16 protein-coding genes are annotated in these 17,444 nt (G+C 69.2%); 9 read left to right on the forward strand and 7 right to left on the reverse strand.

Features of this window, described 5'->3' with window-relative positions; translation table 11 throughout:
- Window positions 1–5 precede the first annotated feature (5 nt).
- From ASE63_RS06985 to ASE63_RS07000, 4 genes are all read right to left on the reverse strand, one after another.
- On the reverse strand, window positions 6–1,958 hold the full coding sequence (locus tag ASE63_RS06985) for a MacB family efflux pump subunit (protein WP_056798589.1): 1,953 nt from the start codon (window positions 1,956–1,958) through the stop codon (window positions 6–8).
- A 4-nt stretch (window positions 1,959–1,962) separates the two neighbouring features.
- Window positions 1,963–3,171, reverse strand: a complete 1,209-nt coding sequence (locus ASE63_RS06990; RefSeq protein WP_056798591.1) for an efflux RND transporter periplasmic adaptor subunit — start codon at window positions 3,169–3,171, stop codon at window positions 1,963–1,965.
- Complete coding sequence (locus tag ASE63_RS06995; RefSeq protein ID WP_348271345.1) at window positions 3,168–4,718, reverse strand: efflux transporter outer membrane subunit; 1,551 nt, start codon at window positions 4,716–4,718, stop codon at window positions 3,168–3,170. The genes ASE63_RS06990 and ASE63_RS06995 overlap by 4 nt, the downstream gene beginning before the upstream one ends.
- 165 nt (window positions 4,719–4,883) lie before the next feature.
- Window positions 4,884–6,272, reverse strand: a complete 1,389-nt coding sequence (locus ASE63_RS07000) for a hypothetical protein (RefSeq protein ID WP_056798934.1) — start codon at window positions 6,270–6,272, stop codon at window positions 4,884–4,886.
- 246 nt (window positions 6,273–6,518) lie between these two features.
- On the opposite strand from ASE63_RS07000, the gene ASE63_RS07005 reads away from it, so the two are divergent.
- On the forward strand, window positions 6,519–7,178 hold the full coding sequence (locus tag ASE63_RS07005; protein ID WP_056798598.1) for a GntR family transcriptional regulator: 660 nt from the start codon (window positions 6,519–6,521) through the stop codon (window positions 7,176–7,178).
- Between the two features lie 132 nt (window positions 7,179–7,310).
- Complete coding sequence (gene hemN / locus ASE63_RS07010) at window positions 7,311–8,654, forward strand: oxygen-independent coproporphyrinogen III oxidase (RefSeq protein ID WP_056798602.1); 1,344 nt, start codon at window positions 7,311–7,313, stop codon at window positions 8,652–8,654.
- A gap of 8 nt (window positions 8,655–8,662) precedes the next feature.
- Here hemN and ASE63_RS07015 read toward each other — a convergent pair whose 3' ends face one another.
- From ASE63_RS07015 to ASE63_RS07025, 3 genes are read right to left on the reverse strand one after another with little or no spacing between them, the layout of a single operon-like run.
- On the reverse strand, window positions 8,663–9,775 hold the full coding sequence (locus ASE63_RS07015; protein ID WP_056798605.1) for an NnrS family protein: 1,113 nt from the start codon (window positions 9,773–9,775) through the stop codon (window positions 8,663–8,665).
- Window positions 9,772–10,359, reverse strand: a complete 588-nt coding sequence (locus tag ASE63_RS07020) for a UbiX family flavin prenyltransferase (protein ID WP_056798608.1) — start codon at window positions 10,357–10,359, stop codon at window positions 9,772–9,774. The genes ASE63_RS07015 and ASE63_RS07020 overlap by 4 nt, the downstream gene beginning before the upstream one ends.
- Window positions 10,356–11,876: a UbiD family decarboxylase gene (locus ASE63_RS07025; RefSeq protein WP_056798611.1), complete on the reverse strand. Its 1,521-nt coding sequence runs from the start codon at window positions 11,874–11,876 to the stop codon at window positions 10,356–10,358. Before ASE63_RS07025 ends, ASE63_RS07020 begins: the two co-directional genes overlap by 4 nt.
- A 111-nt stretch (window positions 11,877–11,987) precedes the next feature.
- Here ASE63_RS07025 and ASE63_RS07030 point away from each other — a divergent pair, with 111 nt between their 5' ends.
- From ASE63_RS07030 to ASE63_RS07060, 7 genes are all read left to right on the forward strand, one after another.
- Window positions 11,988–12,542, forward strand: coding sequence for an SCP2 sterol-binding domain-containing protein (locus ASE63_RS07030; protein ID WP_056798613.1), 555 nt, complete (start codon window positions 11,988–11,990; stop codon window positions 12,540–12,542).
- Window positions 12,533–13,510 carry a peptidase U32 family protein gene (locus tag ASE63_RS07035; RefSeq protein WP_056798618.1) on the forward strand — a complete coding sequence of 326 codons (978 nt, stop codon included), beginning with the start codon at window positions 12,533–12,535 and terminating at the stop codon, window positions 13,508–13,510. The genes ASE63_RS07030 and ASE63_RS07035 overlap by 10 nt, the downstream gene beginning before the upstream one ends.
- Window positions 13,511–13,539: 29 nt before the next feature.
- Window positions 13,540–14,448, forward strand: coding sequence for a U32 family peptidase (locus ASE63_RS07040; RefSeq protein ID WP_056798621.1), 909 nt, complete (start codon window positions 13,540–13,542; stop codon window positions 14,446–14,448).
- Window positions 14,449–14,511: 63 nt separating this feature from the next.
- Complete coding sequence (locus tag ASE63_RS07045) at window positions 14,512–14,883, forward strand: hypothetical protein (protein WP_244491315.1); 372 nt, start codon at window positions 14,512–14,514, stop codon at window positions 14,881–14,883.
- 131 nt (window positions 14,884–15,014) lie between these two features.
- Window positions 15,015–15,443 (forward strand): pseudoazurin, encoded by a 429-nt coding sequence (locus ASE63_RS07050; protein ID WP_056798625.1) that lies wholly within the window; start codon window positions 15,015–15,017, stop codon window positions 15,441–15,443.
- 74 nt (window positions 15,444–15,517) lie between these two features.
- Window positions 15,518–16,723 carry an NnrS family protein gene (locus ASE63_RS07055; RefSeq protein WP_056798627.1) on the forward strand — a complete coding sequence of 402 codons (1,206 nt, stop codon included), beginning with the start codon at window positions 15,518–15,520 and terminating at the stop codon, window positions 16,721–16,723.
- A 69-nt stretch (window positions 16,724–16,792) separates the two neighbouring features.
- Window positions 16,793–17,440: a hypothetical protein gene (locus ASE63_RS07060; protein WP_244491316.1), complete on the forward strand. Its 648-nt coding sequence runs from the start codon at window positions 16,793–16,795 to the stop codon at window positions 17,438–17,440.
- Window positions 17,441–17,444 lie beyond the last annotated feature (4 nt).

Consider the following 17,444-nt stretch of genomic DNA (forward strand, 5'->3'; position numbering starts at 1 on the left):
GCCCTTCAGTCGCGAGCGAGCGCGGCAACGGGGTCGAGCCTGGCCGCATTGCGGGCCGGCAGGAAGCCGAAGGTCAGCCCGATCAGCGTCGAGCAGGCGATGGCGAGCGCGAAGGCCTCGCCCGAATAGATGAAGCTGAGCTGCGATCCGGACAGCTCGAAGAGGAATCCGACCGTAAGCGCCAGCCCGATGCCGAGCGCGCCGCCGATGAAGCAGACCAGCGAGGCTTCGATCAGGAACTGCTGCAGGATGTCGCTGCGGCGCGCGCCGACCGCCATGCGAAGGCCGATCTCGCCGGTGCGCTCGATCACCGAGACCAGCATGATGTTCATCACCCCGATGCCGCCGACGAGCAGCGAGATCACCGCGATGGAGGAGATCATCAGCGTCATCGTCTGGGTGGTGCTTGTGATCGTGTTGCGGATCTCGTCCTGGTTCATGATGAAGAAGTCTTTGGTGCGGTGGCGATGGATCAAAAGCTCCGTCACCGCCTCCTGCGCCGCCGCCATCGGCGTCGCGTCGTCGACGCGCAGCATGACGCTGCGCAGCGAGAGATCACCAAGGAGGCGCCCCTGCACCGAGGTATAAGGCAGGAAGACCTGCGGATTCTGGCTGCCGCCGAAGCCGCCCTGCTGCTGGCGCATGACGCCGACGATGCGGGAGGGCATCGAGCCGATCAGGATCACCTGGCCGATCGGATCGGTCGATCCCTGCGGGAACAGCACGCTGCGCGCATTCTCGTCGATGACGACGTCCTGGGCCAGCGTCCGGACATCCTGCGCGGTGAAGAAGGAACCGCGCGCCAGCACGCTGCCGCGCACGTCGAAATAGCGCTCGCCCACACCGGTGACCTGCGCGGTAGCCTCGACATTGCCGAAGCGGATCGTCGCGCTCGTGGTCACCGTCGGCGTCACGCTCGCGGCATAGGGTTGCGCGGCGATCGCCTGCGCGTCGAGCACGGTCAGCGTCCGCACCCGCCCGGAACGCATGTCGCCGAAGCTGGCTCCGGGAAAGATCTCGAGCGTGTTGGTGCCGAGGCTCGAGATGTTCTGGAGCACGCGCTGCCGCGCGCCTTCGCCGAGCGCGACGACGCTGACCACCGCCGCGATGCCGATGACGATGCCCAGCATCGTCAGGGTGGTGCGCAGCTTGTGCGCGGTCATGGCGCGGACCGCCATGCCGAAGGCTTCCTTCAACCGGCCGATGCCGGCCCGCAGCCGCCCGGCCGGGGGCGGCACGGGCGAAGGCGGCGGCACCGCTTCGGATCGCGGCGCGGTCCGCCGGTCGTCAATGATCCTGCCGTCGCTGAGCTCGATGATCCGGTGCGCGCGGTTGGCGACATTCATGTCGTGCGTGACGAGAATGACGGTGTGGCCCTCGCGATTCAGCTCCTCGATCAGAGCGAGCATCTCTTCGCCGCTCTTCCGGTCGAGCGCACCGGTCGGCTCGTCGGCCAGCAGCACGCGTGCGCCGTTCATCAGCGCGCGTGCCACCGAGACGCGCTGCTGCTGTCCGCCCGAGAGCTCGGAGGGGCGATGCGTCATGCGACTGCTCAAGCCCAGCCGCTCCAGCAGCATCGCGGCGCGGCTCTGGCGCGGTTCCGGCGGCACGCCGGCATAGATCGCCGGCACCTCGACATTGGCGAGCGCGGTCAGCGCGGAGAGCAGATGGTAGCGCTGGAAGACGAAGCCGAAATATTCGCGCCTGAGCCGCGCCAGCTCGTCGGGATCGAGGTCGCGGGTCGGCCGCCCGTCGATCTCGTAGCTGCCGCCCGTCGGCCGGTCGAGGCAGCCGATGATGTTCATCAGCGTCGACTTGCCGGAGCCGGACTGCCCGACGATCGCGACCATCTCGCCGGCCTCGATCACAAGCTCGGCGCCGTCAAGCGCCGAAACCGCCGCCTCGCCGCGGCCGAAATCACGCCGGACTCCGACCAGGCGGATGAGCGGCACGCTCATCGCTTCAGAACCCGAAGGGCGAGCGCCGGGCGCGCGGGGCTCGCGTCGCATCCGGCCCGCCGCCGCCGCTGCGGGCGGTGACGACGCGCTCGCCCGCCTTAAGCCCCGCGCTGATCTCGGCAACGATCTTGTTGTCGAGGCCGACGGTGACCTTGCGCGGCGTCGATTGTCCTCCCGCGTCGAGCACCTCGACGAAGGCCTCGGTGCCACGGCGGCGGATCGCGGTCGAGGGCACGGTGACGACGTCCTTCGCCCGACCGACGATCACGGTCACCTGCGCGGTCATCGAGGTCAGAAGGCGCCCGTCCGGATTCGGCACCTCGAAGAGCGCGTTGTAATAGACCGCGCTGGTGCTGGAGGCGGAGCTCGTGCTGCTTGCTGCCGAGGAGCTGGTGGCGTTCTGGGTCTTCAGCGTGTCGGGCGCCGGCTCGACGAAGGAGAGCTTGCCGGGAAAGCGCTGCTCCGGCGCGCCGAGCACGCTGAAATAGACCTCCTGCCCCGGCTTCACCCGCAGCACGTCAGCTTCCGATATCCTGGCCTTGACCGTCATGGTCGAGACGTCGCCGAGAACGACGATGGTCGGCGCCGACTGGACGGAGTTCACCGTCTGGCCTTCCTGCGCAACGACGGCGAGCACGGTGCCGGCGCTCGGCGCGGTGATCCGCGTATAGTCGAGATTGGCGCGGGCGTTCTCGACTTTGACCTGGCTCGAAACGATCTGCGCTTCGAGCGCATCGATCTGCGCGCGCGTCGTGTTGACCGTCATCTCGGCGTTCTCATAGGCATCGCGCGAGACGGCGTTCTGGCCGATCATCTGCTTCTGGCGGGCCAGCACAGCCTGGGCATAGACGAGGCCGGCATTGCGCTCGGCTAACTGCGCCCGAAGCGCGGCGAGATCGGCCTCCGCCGAGCGCAGCGTGTTCTGCAGCGTGACACCGTCGATCTCGGCGATCAGGTCCCCCGCCGCGACCTTGTCGCCGAGCTTGGCCTTGAGCGCGACGACGCGTCCGGAAACCTGCGCACCGACGCTGACCTGCCGCACCGGCTCGAGCGCCCCGGAGGCGAGAACCGCCTCCTCGACATTGCCGATCACCGCCTCGACGCTGGGCAGGCTGACCGTTTCGGTCCTAGCCGGCTGACGCGCTGACCAGAGATAATAGCCGCCCGCGGCGGCCAGGATGAGCGCGGGAAGAACAAGGCGGCGCAGCCTCATGGTTGCGGCTCCTCGATCGGGATCAGGCGCGGGCGCGGCCCGGTCTCGCCGTCGATGACGGCCGGCGTCGAGACGTCGACCGGCCTGAGCCAGCCGCCGCCGAGCGCCTTGTTGAGCGCGATGAACTGCGTGGCGAGAGCGACGCGGCTCTGGATCAGGGATTCCTGCGCGCTATAGAGCGAGCGCTGTGCTTCCAGCACGTCGAGGAAGCTGACACTGCCCGAAGAATAGAGCAGGCGGGAAAGCCGCTCCGCCTCGGTCGAGGCACCGGCGGCCTCCCTGAGACTGGCAAGCCGCAGCCTTTCCTCGCGCAGGCCCACGAGGCCGCCCTCGACATCCTGCAGCGCCGTCAGCACGGCGAGCCTGAGCGCGGCGTCCTGCTGGTCCCGCCGGGCCTTCGCCGCATCGACGGCGGCCGCGAGTTCACCGCCATTGAAGATCGGCACGCTGAGGCTCGGGCCGAAGGACCAGCCAATCGCACTGTTCTTCGCCAGGTCTCCGAGCTTCAGGGCCGAGGTCGAGATGCTGCCGGTGAGCGAGACGGAGGGGTAGCGGTTCGCTTCCGCCTGGCCGATCCGGGCCGTCGCCTGGGCTAGCACGCGTTCGGCCGCGCGCACATCCGGACGGCGACTCAGGACGTCGGCGGGAATGCCGGCGCGCGGCGGCGCGGGCGGCGTCGGGACGGCGGCGACGCGCGAGAATGGCTGCGCCATGGCGGCGGGCGGCCGCCCGGCGAGCACCGCGAGCCGGTGCTGGCTCTGCGCCAGCGCAGCGCGCAGCGCCGGGATCTGCGCCTCGGTTCCCGCCGCCTGCGCGGTAGCCCGGGCGATGTCGATGGCCGAGATGTCGCCGGCCTGGAAGCGCGTGCGGGTCAGCGCTTCTGTCGCGCGCTGGGCCTTGGCCGTGCTCTGCGCCAGCGCGATCCGCGCCTGGAGGCCGCGCGCCTCGACATAGGTCGAGGCGACATCGCCGATCAGCGTCAGCATCACCGTGTCGAGATCGTCGAATGCGGCATCGGTGCCATAGGTCGCCGCTTCGAGCGCGCGGTCGCGCGCCCCGAACAGATCGATCTCCCAGGAGGTGTCGAAGCCGGCGCGGAAACTGTTGCGGGTCAGGCCCGCCGCTCGCGAGCGATTGGCGGAGCCGCCGCCATCGACCTGCGGAAAGAGCGCGCCGACCGCCTGCTCGCGCGCGGCCCGTGCCTCGCGAATGCTGGCCTTGGCCTGCGCGACGTCGAGGTTGCCGGCGATGGCCGTCTCGATCAGCCCATTGAGCACAGGGTCCTTCAACCCGCGCCACCATTCCGACGGCCTCACGGGCTTCTGATTCGTGGCTGCGGTGCTCCAGCTCCCGGGAACCGCGATCGCGGGCGGCTGGTAGTCCGGCCCCACCGCACAGGCCGACAAGGACAAAGCGAGCAGCAGTGCGGCTGCGGACAGCGAACGCCTGCGGGCGACGCCGGGACCAGCAGCCTCCTTGGCCATCAGGGTCCGGCGGCTGCGACGGGCGCTGAAGCGCAAAGTCTCGTCGCAGAGGCGTTCAGGCACAGCGGATTCCAGCTTCGAATGCTTCGAAATCGGAACTCGAAGCGGGCCGCATGCCTACAGAATCGCTGATGACAGGGCAAGGAGGCGCGCCGTCGCGGCCCCCTCCTCAATCCGGTGGGTTCGCCGGCCAGCCTCTTCTTCGGCCGGCCGGCGCCCCAGCCATGATCACCCTTGCGGGAAGAACGCTGCGTCCTGCCGCTTGCGCAGCTGGTAGAGCGGTGCGCTGTCGTCCATCTCGACATCGGCAAGCGTCACCGGCGCGCCGGCCGGCAGGTCGCGCTTCAGCACACGGTCGGCGATCAGGTAATAGGGGGCGGCCCTGTCCGCACCGAGCGGCGCCGCGTCGACCAGCTCCGGCCCGACGCCGTCGATGGTGTGGTGATGGCCTTCCGCCTTGAGCCTTGTGCCCTTCGCCAGAGGCTTGGTCGTCCGGCCGACGAGATCGACGACCGGCGTCGGCGAGCCGGCGACCGACAGGCCGTTGACGACCGCGTCCAGCATGCTGATCGGCGCCTCGAGCCCGAGCAGATGGCGCGGCAGCCACAGCATCGCCGCATCGCCGCTGCGGCTCATCGTATGGCCCTTGCCGGCGAGCACCTTCCAGGTCTCCTCGTCCTCGCAGCGCACGACGATGAAGACGCCGCCGGCAAACGAGATATCGCCCTTGGCGCGCAGACAGTTGAACACGTCGAGCCGGCGCCCGCCCGCGAGCAGGCCGCCGCGCTCGCCCTCCTCGAACACGTCGGCAACCTCGACGATGCGCGCGATCGGCGCATGGAACGAGGCCTTGTCGGGCTTCAGCCCCGTGGCGTTGGCGACGACAGCCATCTCGCAGAGATCGGGCACGGCGAGCTGCGGCAGCGCCGCGGCACGGCGCGACCGCTCTGCCAGAACCTCCGCGACCGGCCGTTCTCCGATCGCCCAGACCTTTCCGAAGCCAGGCGTCGGTGCGGAGCGGCTCTCGCTCGTCATCACCTCGCTCTCGGCATCGAAGACGAAATCGTACTCGCTCGATTTGCCGGCGGCGATGATCGGCAGCCCCAGCGTCTCGGCCCAGGTGACGAGCCCGATCAGCAGCGCGGGCTGGTCGCCATCGACCGTGGTGCAGACGAGATTGCGCTCCCGCGCCAGCTTGGCAAGATAGGATCCGACGACCGAATCCGTCTCCTTGGTGACGAGCGCGACATGCTTGCCCGCCTCGATGCTCGCCAGCGCGTGCACCGCGCCGGCCTCGGGGTGGCCGCTGGCCTCGACGACGATGTCGAGCGGCAGCGCCAGCACCGCGTCGAGCCGGCCGGCGGCGACGACCTTGCCGGCATTCCACGCAGCGAGTGCCTCAGACGGGCTGCCGCAGAGCGCGATCTCGCCCTCCCCACGGCCCGTCGCACGGAAGGCCTCGGCCGCACGCTCGGCCGTGACGTCGACCGCGACGCGGACGCTGAGCAGCTTCATGCGGTTGCCCTGCCCGAGCAGCGAGCGGCCGAAGGCGCCCGCGCCGACGAGCGCGACCTCGATCGGCCGGGTGGCCTTGGCAAAGCGACGATGGCTGTTCACGTTGTTTGACTCCATTGCCTGGACGGCGTCGGGTTCGATCCGGCCGATCCTTTGACGATCTGCCGGGCCTCGATCGCCTCCTCGCGGCCGTGTTCGCGAGATCGAAATTTTGGTATACCAAATAAGCCGAGATACGGCAGGCCTGTCAAATCCTACGCCGATTTCGGCTATAAATTCTGTTTTCCGTCGTTGGAGGACGGCAGTGAAAGCGTCTATGGTATACCGCTGTTGAAATCAGGAGGGGCAGTGTCCGATCGCGAGTCCATACCGCTCCAAGCGCCCCTGTCCGATGCGATCTCCGACCGCCTTCGCGATCTCATCGTCACCGATGAGCTTGCGCCGGGCACGCCGCTGCGGGAGCGTGCCCTCGCGGAACGCCTCGGCGTCTCGCGCACGCCGCTGCGCGATGCGCTTAAGGCGCTCGCGGCCGACGGCCTCGTCACGCTCACGCCCAATCGCGGCGCCGTCGTCGCGCGGCTGTCCCCGGCGATGATCGCCGAGAAGCTCGGCATCCTCGCCGTGCTGGAGGGCTATGCGGGAGAATGCGCGGCGGCTCACGCCACGGAAGCCGAGATCGCCGAGATCTGTGCGCTCCAGCATGAACTCCTCGCCGCCTTCGCCCGGCGGGACCGGGCAGCCTATTTCCGGCTTAACCAGGCGATCCATCTCGCGCTGGTCGATGCCGCCCGTAACAGCACGCTGAAGGGGCTGCACGCTCAGCTGAACCGCCAGCTCTATCCTTTTCGCTGGCGCGGCAGCGACGACCTCTCGCTCTGGCAGACGGCGATCGACGAGCATGCGGTGCTTGTCGCATTGCTGCTCAAGCGGGATGGCGCCGGCCTCGCGGCGGCGCTGCGCGCTCATGTCGGCAGCACCTGGCGCCAGCTCTCCGCCGGAACGCCCTGACGGCCATCGGCTGCAAACGGATCCGCAGAACCCCGCAACTGCGCGATCCGACTTTGTACAATGTCAAAGAAGCCCGGACCGGGCTCCGGTAGGAAAGAAACTTCAGGCGAGCGAATTGCCCCGGAGTTCCCCATGCAGGCCGCGCATTACCGAGACGAGCGCCTTCCCCGCTACACCAGCTACCCGACCGCCCCTCACTTCACCTCCGGCGTCGACGCCGCCTGCTATGGCGACTGGCTGAAGGCCCTGCCGGCCGGCACCGCAACCTCGCTCTATCTGCACGTGCCGTTCTGCCGCTCGATGTGCTGGTATTGCGGCTGTCACACCACCGTCGCTCTGCGCGACGGGCCGATCGTCGATTATCTCGCCGTCCTGCGCCGCGAGATCGCACTGGTCGGCGGGCAAATCACCGCACCGCTCGACGTGCGCCACATCCATTTCGGCGGCGGGACGCCGACGATCATCGAGCCGGCCGAATTCATCGCGCTCGTCGGCTTGCTGAGGCAGCATTTCGCCATCCATCCTCAAGCCGAGATCGCGGTCGAGATCGACCCGCGCCGGCTCGCCCCCGAGATGACGGCCGCTCTCGCAGAAGCCGGTGTCAATCGCGCGAGTCTCGGCGTGCAGAGCTTCGACCCGGAGGTGCAGAAGGCGATCAACCGCATCCAGAGCGTCGAGCAGACCGAAGCGGTCGTCGACGGGCTGCGCGAAGCCGGCATCAACGCGGTCAATTTCGACCTGATCTACGGCCTGCCGAAGCAGACCGTGCAGTCCTGTCTCGATACCGTCGAGCAATGCCTCGACATGCGGCCGGACCGCTTCTCGATCTTCGGCTACGCCCATGTGCCGGAGTTCAAGAAGCACCAGCGCCGCATCGCGACCGCCGATCTGCCGGATGGCAACGCGCGTCATGAACAGGCGGAAGCAATGGCGCAGAGGCTGATCGAGGCCGGCTATGTCCGCATCGGGCTCGACCACTTCGCGACGCCCGAGGACGCGATGGTCGGGGCCTTGAAGCAGGGGCGGCTCCACCGCAATTTCCAGGGCTACACCACCGACCCCTGCGAAGCCCTGATCGGGTTCGGGGCCTCGGCGATCGGGCGCCTGCCGCAGGGCTTCATCCAGAACGAGGTGGTGATCGGCCGCTATGCCGAGCGCGTCACTGACGGCGCCTTGCCGACGGCGAAGGGCTACCGCCTCACCGCCGAGGATCGCCTGCGGGCGGAGCTGATCGAACGCGTGATGTGTGACCTCGTCGTCGATATCGACACGATCTGCGCCCAGCACCCGGTCGATCCGCGCATCCTCGCGCCGTCGCTGCGCAAGCTCGACCAGCTGGCGCAGGAGGGCGTGATCAACTTCGATGGCAGTCGTGTACTGCTGCCCGAGAACGCCCGCCTCTTCGTGCGCAAGGTCGCCTCGGTGTTCGACGCCCATATCGAGCAATCGGAGCGCCAATACAGCCGCGCCGTCTGAGCCGCCGGTCACGACAGGCCGAGCGGGCGCCGATAGGCTGCGAGAAAGAGCAGGAAGGCCGCGCTCCAGCATAGGGCGGCCGACCCCAGCGGAATGGGGCTGCCGAATTCCGGCAGCAGCCGTAACGGCGCGGCAGCCGCGCCCGCGCTCAGCATGGCCAGCGAGCCGCGCGGGCTGGAAAAGGCCTGCCGCGCCTGGCGCCGGACCATGCTCGCCATGGCGGCGAGGCACATCATTCCGACGGCGCCCGCCGCCCAAGCATGGAGGACGGCATTCGCGCTGACGCCGGGTGCAAGGCTGCGCAAGGCGTTCAGACCCAGGCCCAGCGGAATCCAGGCATAGGCCAGGTGGATGGCGAGAAGTCCGGGATAGCGGATGACGCGCCAGGGTCGCCAGGTGAGCAGCCGGATCGCTTGCAGGATCGCCGCCACGGCGTTCGCAGGCTCTTGCCTGGCACCGTCGCAGCACCAGAGCGCCAGCGCGATCGCAAGCGCAAGAGCGGCAAGCACCTCGAAGGAGCGCGGCAGCCGCCGGCCGTACGCGACGCCGCGCAGCGCGAGGTAGGACGCCGTCAGCGCCGGTGCGATCCGGCCACCGATCACGGCGACGAGGCCGAGGATGGCCGTCAGCGCAAGGCGGGAGCGGAAGCCGGCCGGAAGGGCGGCGGGTCCGGGCTCCGGAACGGCCGCCGCGGCTGCGAGCAGCGCCAGCAGAAGCACGACCTTGATCTCGCGCTTCGCGCCGGCCTCGGCCACGCGCAGGGCGACGACAGCCGCCAGAAAGGAGAGGAAGCCTGCCGCGATCGGCCCGGCAAGGGCGGGCGACCAGATCTGCACCGCCCGGCCAATCAGCCAGAACCCGACGAGGCCTTGCAGGAGGCTTCGGGAGGCCGGCGCCGAACCGGTCCAGCGCGGCAGCGCCGTCAGGAGGAAGCCGGCCATGACCGCCGGAGCCATCCCGAACAGCAGTGCCTCGCGATGCCAGGCCGCAGCCGTCGTTCCATCCGGCCAGATTCCGGCGGACCAGGGCAGGACACCCGCCACGGCCTCAATCGCGGCGAGAACGAAGAAGATCCGAAAGGGCCGGCTTGTGCAGGCGGCGCAGCCGCCCGTTGCCGTCACGCCTCGCCACCCTGCCATTCGGCGAGCGGCAAGGCATCGAGGTCGAGGTCAAGCAGGCCGATCGCTCGCAGCGCGATCAGGTCGGCGAGCTCCGCCATGCTGCCGGGCTTCAGATAGAAGGGCGGAACCGGCGGCGCGACGATCGCGCCGTACTCGGTGACCTGTGCCATGGCGCGCAGATGGCCGAGATGCAGCGGGCTTTCCCGCGCCACCAGCACCAGCCGGCGGCGTTCCTTGAGCTGGACATCGGCGGCGCGCACCAGAAGATCGCCGAGCTGGCCATAGGCGACGGCGCTGAGCGTCCGGATCGAGCAAGGCGCGACGATCATGCCCGCTGTGCGGAAGGAGCCGCTGGCGATGCTGGCGCCGATATCGCGATGATCATGGCAATGGCCGGCGAGTGCGCGAGCCTGTTCCAGCGCATGCGGGCCGATCTCCGCCGCGAAGGTGCGCTCCGCCGCCGGCGAGACCACGAGATGGGTCTCGACCTGCCCGGCTTCGGCCAGCCGCTCCAGCACCCGCAAGCCGATCGCGGCACCGGAAGCGCCGCTGATGCCGACGATGACACGTAACGGCCGGCTCATGCTGCGCTCCCACTCGGCATCAACAATCCGAGCGAGGGCCAGAGCGCGTCGATGCGTGCGCTGACGGCCGGGTCCATCGCCATCGGCCGGCCCCATTCGCGCTCGGTCTCGGGTGGGAGCTTGTTGGTCGCGTCGATACCGAGCTTGCCGCCGAGGCCGGGCTTCGGCGAGGCGAAGTCGAGATAGTCGATCGGCGTGTCGGCGAGGTTGACGAGATCCCGGCTTGCATCGGCGCGGGTCGCGACCGCCCACATCACCTGCGCCCAGTCGCGCGGATTGATGTCTTCGTCGACGATGATGAGAAGCTTGGTGTAGCTGAACTGCGGCAGCATCGACCACAGGCCGAGCATCAGTCGCCGCGCCTGACCCGGATAGCGCTTGGCGATGGAAACGACCGCGATCCGATAGGAGCAGGCCTCCGGCGGCAGCCAGACATCCTTCACCTCGGGGAATTGTCGCTGCAGGAGAGGCAGGAACAGCACATTGAGCGCCTCGCCGAGGCGCGAGGGCTCATCCGGTGCGCGGCCGGTGAACGTCGAGAGGTAGAGCGGCGCCCGGCGCATCGTCACCGCCGTGACCCGCATCACCGGGAACGGCTCGACGGCGTTGTAGTATCCGGTGTGATCGCCGAACGGTCCTTCCGGCGCGGTCTCCTCGGGCGAGACGAAACCCTCGATCACGATCTCGGCCTCGGCCGGCACGGACAGCGGCACGGTCACGCAGGGCGCGAGCTGCGGCCGCTCGCCACGCAGCAGGCCCGAGAAGCGCAGCTCCGACACGGTTTCCGGCAGCGGCAGTACGGCGGACAGGATGGTCGCGGGGTCCGCCCCGATCACCACAGCGACCGGCATCTCGCGGCCGAGCCTTCGCCATTGCGCATGGTGGCGCGCCCCGCCGCGATGGGCGAGCCAGCGCATGATGGCCCGATCCCGGCCGAGCACCTGCATGCGGTAGACACCGAGATTGCCCTCGTCATCGGGCGAGGACTCTGGCGGGACCGTCATAACGAGCGGCCAGGTGATGAGCGGAGCGGCCTCCCCCGGCCAGCACAGCTGCACCGGCAACGCCGTCAAGTCGATCGCATCGCCCTTGAACACCTGCTCCTGCACCGGCGCGCACCTGCTCTCGCGCGGCCGCATCGACAGGGCCGCGCGCGCCAGCGGCAGCGCCCGCCACGCCTCGGCAAGGCCGCGCGGCGGCCGCGGCTCGCGCAACTCGGCCAGCATGCGGCCGAGCGCCGGCAGGTTCTCGGGCCTGACGCCGAGGCCCCAGGCCACGCGCTCGACCGTGCCGAAGAGATTGGTCAGCAGCGGCACCGGCGAAACCGTTCCGTCCGGCCGCAAGGGCCGCTCGAACACCAGCGCCGGACCATTCCCGGCGATGACGCGGCGGTGGATCTCGGTGATCTCGTGCACCACGCTGACCGGCTCGGCGATGCGCCGCAGCTGTCCGGCGGCATCGAGATGCGCGAGGAAACCGCTCAGGTCGCGGAAGCGGGGCAGGTCGCGGATCGGCAAGGCAGGAACTCCGGTTGCCGCAGCATGGACAGCTCCATTCGCGGCCGTCTTTGCTCCGGCGCAAGGAAGGCGGCGACCCCGGCGCCTAGTCTCGCGATCAGGAGGTGATCGATGCCGGATCCGGAGACGACAGGACAGCGCCAGACCGGCCCGAGGCGGCTTCCGCCATGGCTCGCGCCTGCCGTGGCGCCGCTTCCGCTCGCGCCGTTGCAGCCGATGCTGGCCCTGCTGCTCGCCCGGATCGGGCAGGCGCATCCCGATCTGTATGGCCGGCTCGGCGAACACGCGCAGAAGCGCTTCGGCATCGATCCGACGGACCTGCCCTTCGCCTTCGTGCTGGAGCCGAAACCGCAGCGGCCGCGGGCGCGCGCCGTCCGCGCGCTGCCGGGCGACCTTGACGCCTGCATACGCGGGCCCCTGTCCGGGTTGATCGGCATGGCCGAAGGCACGCTCGACGGCGACGCCCTGTTCTTCTCGCGCGTGCTCTGGGTCGAGGGCGACGTCGCCGCGGTCCTCGCCTTGCGAAACGCCATCGACGATGCGCGGATCGATTTCGGCGCCCTCCTGCTCGGCGGCCTCGGGCCGATGGGCGAGCGCGCGGCCGCTGCCTTGCGCGAGCGGATGCAACCCCGGACCGCCCCCGCCGGAGACCGTCCATGGAACTGATCTGCCCGGCCGGCACCCCGGCCAGCCTCGAAGCCGCCGTCGAGGCCGGAGCCGATGCGATCTATTGCGGCTTCCGTGACGAGACCAACGCCCGCAACTTCCCCGGCCTGAATTTTTCCCGCGACGAGATGCGCAGGGGCATCGCCCTCGCGCATCGTCACGGCGTCAAGGTGCTGGTCGCGATCAACACCTTCGCCCGGGCGGGAAATCTCGCGCTCTGGCAGGCGGCAATCGACGACGCCGTGGCATCTGGCGCCGATGCCCTGATCCTCGCCGATCTCGCCACGCTCGATTATGCCGCCCGCCGCCATCCCGCCCAGAGGCTGCACGTCTCCGTGCAGGCCGGTGCCGCCAATCCTGATGCGATCCGCTTCTACGCCGAGGCCTTCGGAGCGCAGCGTGTCGTGCTGCCGCGGGTGCTCAACGTCATGGAGATCGCCTCGATCGTGCGCGAGAGCGCCTGCGAGACGGAGGTCTTCATCTTCGGCGGGCTCTGCGTCATGGAGGAGGGCCGCTGCTCGCTCTCCTCCTATGCCACCGGTCAGTCGCCCAACATGCACGGCGTCTGCTCGCCCGCGAGCCATGTCGCCTATGGAGAGCGCGACGGCCGCATCGTCTCGACGCTGGGCGGCTTCACTATCAACAGCTTCGGCAAGGACGAGCCCGCAGGCTACCCGACCTTGTGCAAAGGCCGCTTCTCCACCCCGAAAGGTGCTGGCTACACCTTCGAGGAGCCGCTCAGCCTCGATGCGGCGGTGATGCTGCCCGCCCTGCGCAAGGCTGGCGTGACGGCACTCAAGATCGAAGGCCGCCAGCGCGGACGGGCCTATATCGCCCAGGTCGTGCGCTCCTATCGCCAAATCCTGGCCGCCCTCGACGACGGCCGCGAAACCGCCCCTGCCGGCCTCGCCGCCATGGCGGAAGGTCAGGCCAGCACCGTCGGCGCCTATCGCAAGGGTTGGCGTTAGCGGCCGAGGGCCGCGTGAAGGAAACCGGAATGCAGCTTACCCTCGGACCCGTCTTCTATCATTGGGCGCCGGAGCGCTGGCGCGATTTCCATTACCGGATCGCGGACGAGGCGCCCGTCGATACCGTGGTGGTCGGCGAGGTCGTCTGTTCCAAGCGGGCGCCGTTCAAGCAGGATCATGTCGCCGGCGTGGTCGAGCGGCTGGAAGGGGCGGGCAAGCGCGTCCTGCATGCCTCGCTGATCCTGGTCTCGCTGCCGCGCGAGCGCCGCCAGACGCGCGAGCTGATGCAGCTCGGCGAGGACGAAGGCGAGCCCGCGATCGAGATCAACGACCTGACCTGCCTCGCCTCGCTCGACCGGAAACCCTTCGCGGTCGGCCCCTTCGTCAATGTCTACAACGAGGCGGCGGCCGGCTTCCTGGCGTCGCGCGGCGCCAGGCGCATCTGCCTGCCGCCCGAGCTGCCGCTGACGGCGGTCGCAGGCATCGCAGCCGCGCTGCCGGATGTCGCGATCGAGGTCTTCGCCTTCGGCCGGATCCCGCTGGCGATCTCGGCCCGCTGCTACCATGCGCGCGCCCACAAGCTGACGAAGGACAACTGCCGCTTCGTCTGCGAGCAGGATCCGGACGGCATGCCCGTCAAGACGCTGGACGAGGCCGGTTTTCTCTCAGTGAACGGCGTGCAGACGCTGTCGCAGAACTGCACCAGCCTGCTGCGCGACATCCCGGTCTTGCGCCGGTCCGGCGTGGCGTCGCTGCGCCTCTCGCCGCAGGACTGCGACATGGTCGAGGTCGCCAGGCTCTATCGCGATGTTGCCGATGGCCGCCTCGATGGTGCCGAGGCCGAGTCCAGGCTCGCAGAACTCTACCCCGAGGTGCCGCTGGCCAACGGCTTCCTCCACGCAGTTCCCGGCCATCTGCGCGTAGGAGCAGGCGCCTAAAGCATCCGATGCTCTGAGGCCTGCGGAGACGTTAGTTTGAACGGCGGGCCCGAGGAGGCAGCCATGAGCAGCGGACACGGCGGCAAATCCCAGCATCGCTTCGACCAAGGCGCTCCGGCGACGCCCACGAGCGAGTTGATCGGCCGGCTGCGCCGCGTGCTGCGGCCCGAGGATCTCGACTGCCCTTGCCGGGAGACGCTGGACGGGGCGCTCGAGCGCTTCGACCAGCTCGAGCGCCGGCGCGAGGAGCGCCAGCGGCTCGCCGTCGCGCGCAACCACAAGGAGCGGGTTGCAGCGCTTCTGTCGTTTCTGTCCGAGCTCGACCAGCTGACCGAGGCGGAAAGCGATCGCACGGTCTTCGACGAGATGGCGCTGCTTTTCATCGAGATTGCACGCAGCGCCGAGGCCGGGGCCGCCGCGCTGCGCGAGATGTAACGGCCCGGCCGCCCGGGCACCTCCTATTTCTGCGCGAGTTTGCGTTTTCGCAAATTGCCGCGGCAACGCCCTCGCTAGTCTTGCGGTGCAGTGAGGGACAGACGTGCCCGCTGCCGCGAAGGAGAAGACAGATGTTCAGGACGTTTCTGGCCGGCGCGCTGATGGCGCTGGCTGCCGCCGGTGCCAATGCGGCGGAGGTCGAAGTCAAGATGCTCAATAAGGGCGCGGCGGGGGCGATGGTGTTCGAGCCGGCGCTGATCAAGATCGCACCGGGCGATACGGTCAAGTTCCTGCCCACCGACAAGAGCCACAATGCCGAGAGCATTGCCGAGATGATGCCCGCCGGAGCGGAGCCCTTCGTGGGCAAGCTGAACGAGCAGGTCGAGATCACGTTCAAGCAGCCAGGCGTCTATGGCATCAAGTGCAAGCCGCATTACGGCATGGGCATGGTGGCGCTGGTCGTGGTCGGCGAGCCGACCAATCTCGATGCCGCGGCGGCCGCCAAGCACCCCGGCAAGGCCAGGCAGGTCTTCGCCGATCTGGTCGCCAAGGCGAAATGAGCCGCAGCCGCACAAGGCGATGAAGTCAGGGGCGCGGCCGCCGGTCGCGCCCGGTTGCGTCAGGAGGCCTGAGTATGGCGCCGATCCCGAGACTGCGGTCCTATGAGGGGCCAGCCCTCCTGTCCTACGGCTTCAGGCCGTTCTTCCTGTTCGCGGCGTTGCAGGCCGGCCTGACGATCGCGGTCTGGCTGCCCTTCGTTACCGGCCACCTTGCCGTGCCAACGGCCTTCGCGCCGGTGGACTGGCATATCCATGAAATGCTCTTCGGCTATCAGGCGGCCGCTGTCGCCGGCTTCCTGCTGACCGCCATCCCGAACTGGACCGGCAGGCTGCCCGTGCAGGGCACGCCGCTGCTGGTGCTCGTGCTCGCCTGGCTCGCCGGGCGCATCGCCGTCACGGCTTCGGCCTGGATCGGCTGGCGCCTCGCCATGGCGATCGACGCGCTCTTCCTCCTGCTGTTCGCAGCCGCGGCTGCGCGCGAGATTCTGGCCGGCCGAAACTGGCGCAACCTCAAGGTCGTCTTGCTGGTCGCGCTGCTGCTCGTCGCCAATCTTGCCTTTCATCTCGAGGCCGGCCTGACGGGCAGCGCGGACATCGCTCGCCGGCTTTCGATCGCGATCGTGCTCATGCTGGTCACGCTGATCGCGGGCAGGATCGTACCGAGCTTCACCCGCAACTGGCTGGCGCAGCGGGGCGCGGGACGCCTGCCCGTGCCCTTCGGGACCTATGACAAGATCGCCCTGGCAGTGACCGCCATCGCGCTTGGCCTCTGGGTCGCCTTGCCGGACGATCCGCTAACCGGCGCGGTCCTGGCGCTTGGAGCCTGGCTTCACCTCATCCGGCTGGGGCGCTGGGCGGGCGAGCGCACCTGGCGCAATCCGCTGCTCGTCGTCCTGCATCTGGCCTATCTCTTCGTGCCGCTGGGCTTCGCCCTGACGGCAGCGGCCAGCTTCGGCCTCGTCGCGACAGGGGCGGGCCTCCATGCCTGGACCGCCGGCGCCTTCGGCACGATGACGCTTGCGGTGATGTCGCGCGCCAGCCTCGGCCATACCGGCCGGCCGCTGGTCGCGACCGCTGCGACGCAATCCTCCTACGCCCTTGTCATCATCGGCAGCGTCGCGCGGATCTGCTCGGCGCTCGGCCATGGCCCGGTCGCGCTGCTGCATGTCGCCGGGCTGTGCTGGTCGCTCGCCTTTCTGGGCTTCGCGCTGGCCTATTGGCCGGTGCTAACGGGCACCCGCGTCGCGACGAAAGTCGCGCCTGTCGCGCAGCAGGCCTGAAACCGCAGATCGAACCGCTTTCCGCATGACCGCCGGCGCAGGCTGCGCCGGACCTTGAACCGAGGTGGCATGATGACGTTTCCGCCCTTCTTCGCACTGGCCCCGCAGCTCAGGGTCAGGGATCCGCTCGCAGCCTTCCTCGGCGCCAGCGATGACGGCGTCCTGGATTACCGTTATGAGGATGTCGTTCGCCTCGCCGGCCATTCCTGCCCCACCGTGGCCGGCGCCTACCTCATGCTGATCGCGGGACTGTCCTATCTCTATGACGAGGAGCTGCCCGAGCGTGGCGGCATCGATGTGTTCATGCGCGGCGAGCCCGAGCAGGGCACGACCGGCGTCATGGCGTCCGTCGCGACCCTGCTCACCGGCGCGGCGGCGGAAACCGGCTTCGGCGGAGTCGGCCCGGCCAAGCGCTTCGCGAGGCGGGGCCTGCTGCAGTTCGGCGCCGATATCGAGGGTGTCATCGCGCTGCGGCGGCGCGACACGGGTGCCGGCGTCCTCCTCGACATCGACACCGGCGCGGTGCCGCATGCGGCCGAAATGGCGGGCGTGATGCCCGCCGCCATGGGCGGCGTTGCCGACGCCGCAGGGCTCGAGAGCTTTGGTGCGCTCTGGCAGGACCGGGTCCGGCGCATGCTGATCGACCATGCCCACGACCCCAAGCTGGTCCATCTCTACGACTGGCTTCCGGACGCAGCGGCCGCCTCCGCGGCCTGACCGC

The organism is Allobosea sp. Root381 (genome assembly GCF_001429395.1).
GTDB lineage: Bacteria > Pseudomonadota > Alphaproteobacteria > Rhizobiales > Beijerinckiaceae > Allobosea.

What these genes read in the sequence shown, in the direction of transcription:
- ASE63_RS06985 (WP_056798589.1), bottom strand. Translation starts at nt 1,958, where the DNA reads ATGAGCGTGCCGCTCATCCGCCTGGTCGGAGTCCGGCGTGATTTCGGC.
- ASE63_RS06990 (WP_056798591.1), bottom strand. Translation starts at nt 3,171, where the DNA reads ATGAGGCTGCGCCGCCTTGTTCTTCCCGCGCTCATCCTGGCCGCCGCG.
- hemN (WP_056798602.1), top strand. Translation starts at nt 7,311, where the DNA reads ATGCAGGCCGCGCATTACCGAGACGAGCGCCTTCCCCGCTACACCAGC.
- ASE63_RS07020 (WP_056798608.1), bottom strand. Translation starts at nt 10,359, where the DNA reads ATGAGCCGGCCGTTACGTGTCATCGTCGGCATCAGCGGCGCTTCCGGT.
- ASE63_RS07030 (WP_056798613.1), top strand. Translation starts at nt 11,988, where the DNA reads ATGCCGGATCCGGAGACGACAGGACAGCGCCAGACCGGCCCGAGGCGG.
- ASE63_RS07035 (WP_056798618.1), top strand. Translation starts at nt 12,533, where the DNA reads ATGGAACTGATCTGCCCGGCCGGCACCCCGGCCAGCCTCGAAGCCGCC.
- ASE63_RS07040 (WP_056798621.1), top strand. Translation starts at nt 13,540, where the DNA reads ATGCAGCTTACCCTCGGACCCGTCTTCTATCATTGGGCGCCGGAGCGC.
- ASE63_RS07045 (WP_244491315.1), top strand. Translation starts at nt 14,512, where the DNA reads ATGAGCAGCGGACACGGCGGCAAATCCCAGCATCGCTTCGACCAAGGC.
- ASE63_RS07050 (WP_056798625.1), top strand. Translation starts at nt 15,015, where the DNA reads ATGTTCAGGACGTTTCTGGCCGGCGCGCTGATGGCGCTGGCTGCCGCC.
- ASE63_RS07055 (WP_056798627.1), top strand. Translation starts at nt 15,518, where the DNA reads ATGGCGCCGATCCCGAGACTGCGGTCCTATGAGGGGCCAGCCCTCCTG.
- ASE63_RS07060 (WP_244491316.1), top strand. Translation starts at nt 16,793, where the DNA reads ATGATGACGTTTCCGCCCTTCTTCGCACTGGCCCCGCAGCTCAGGGTC.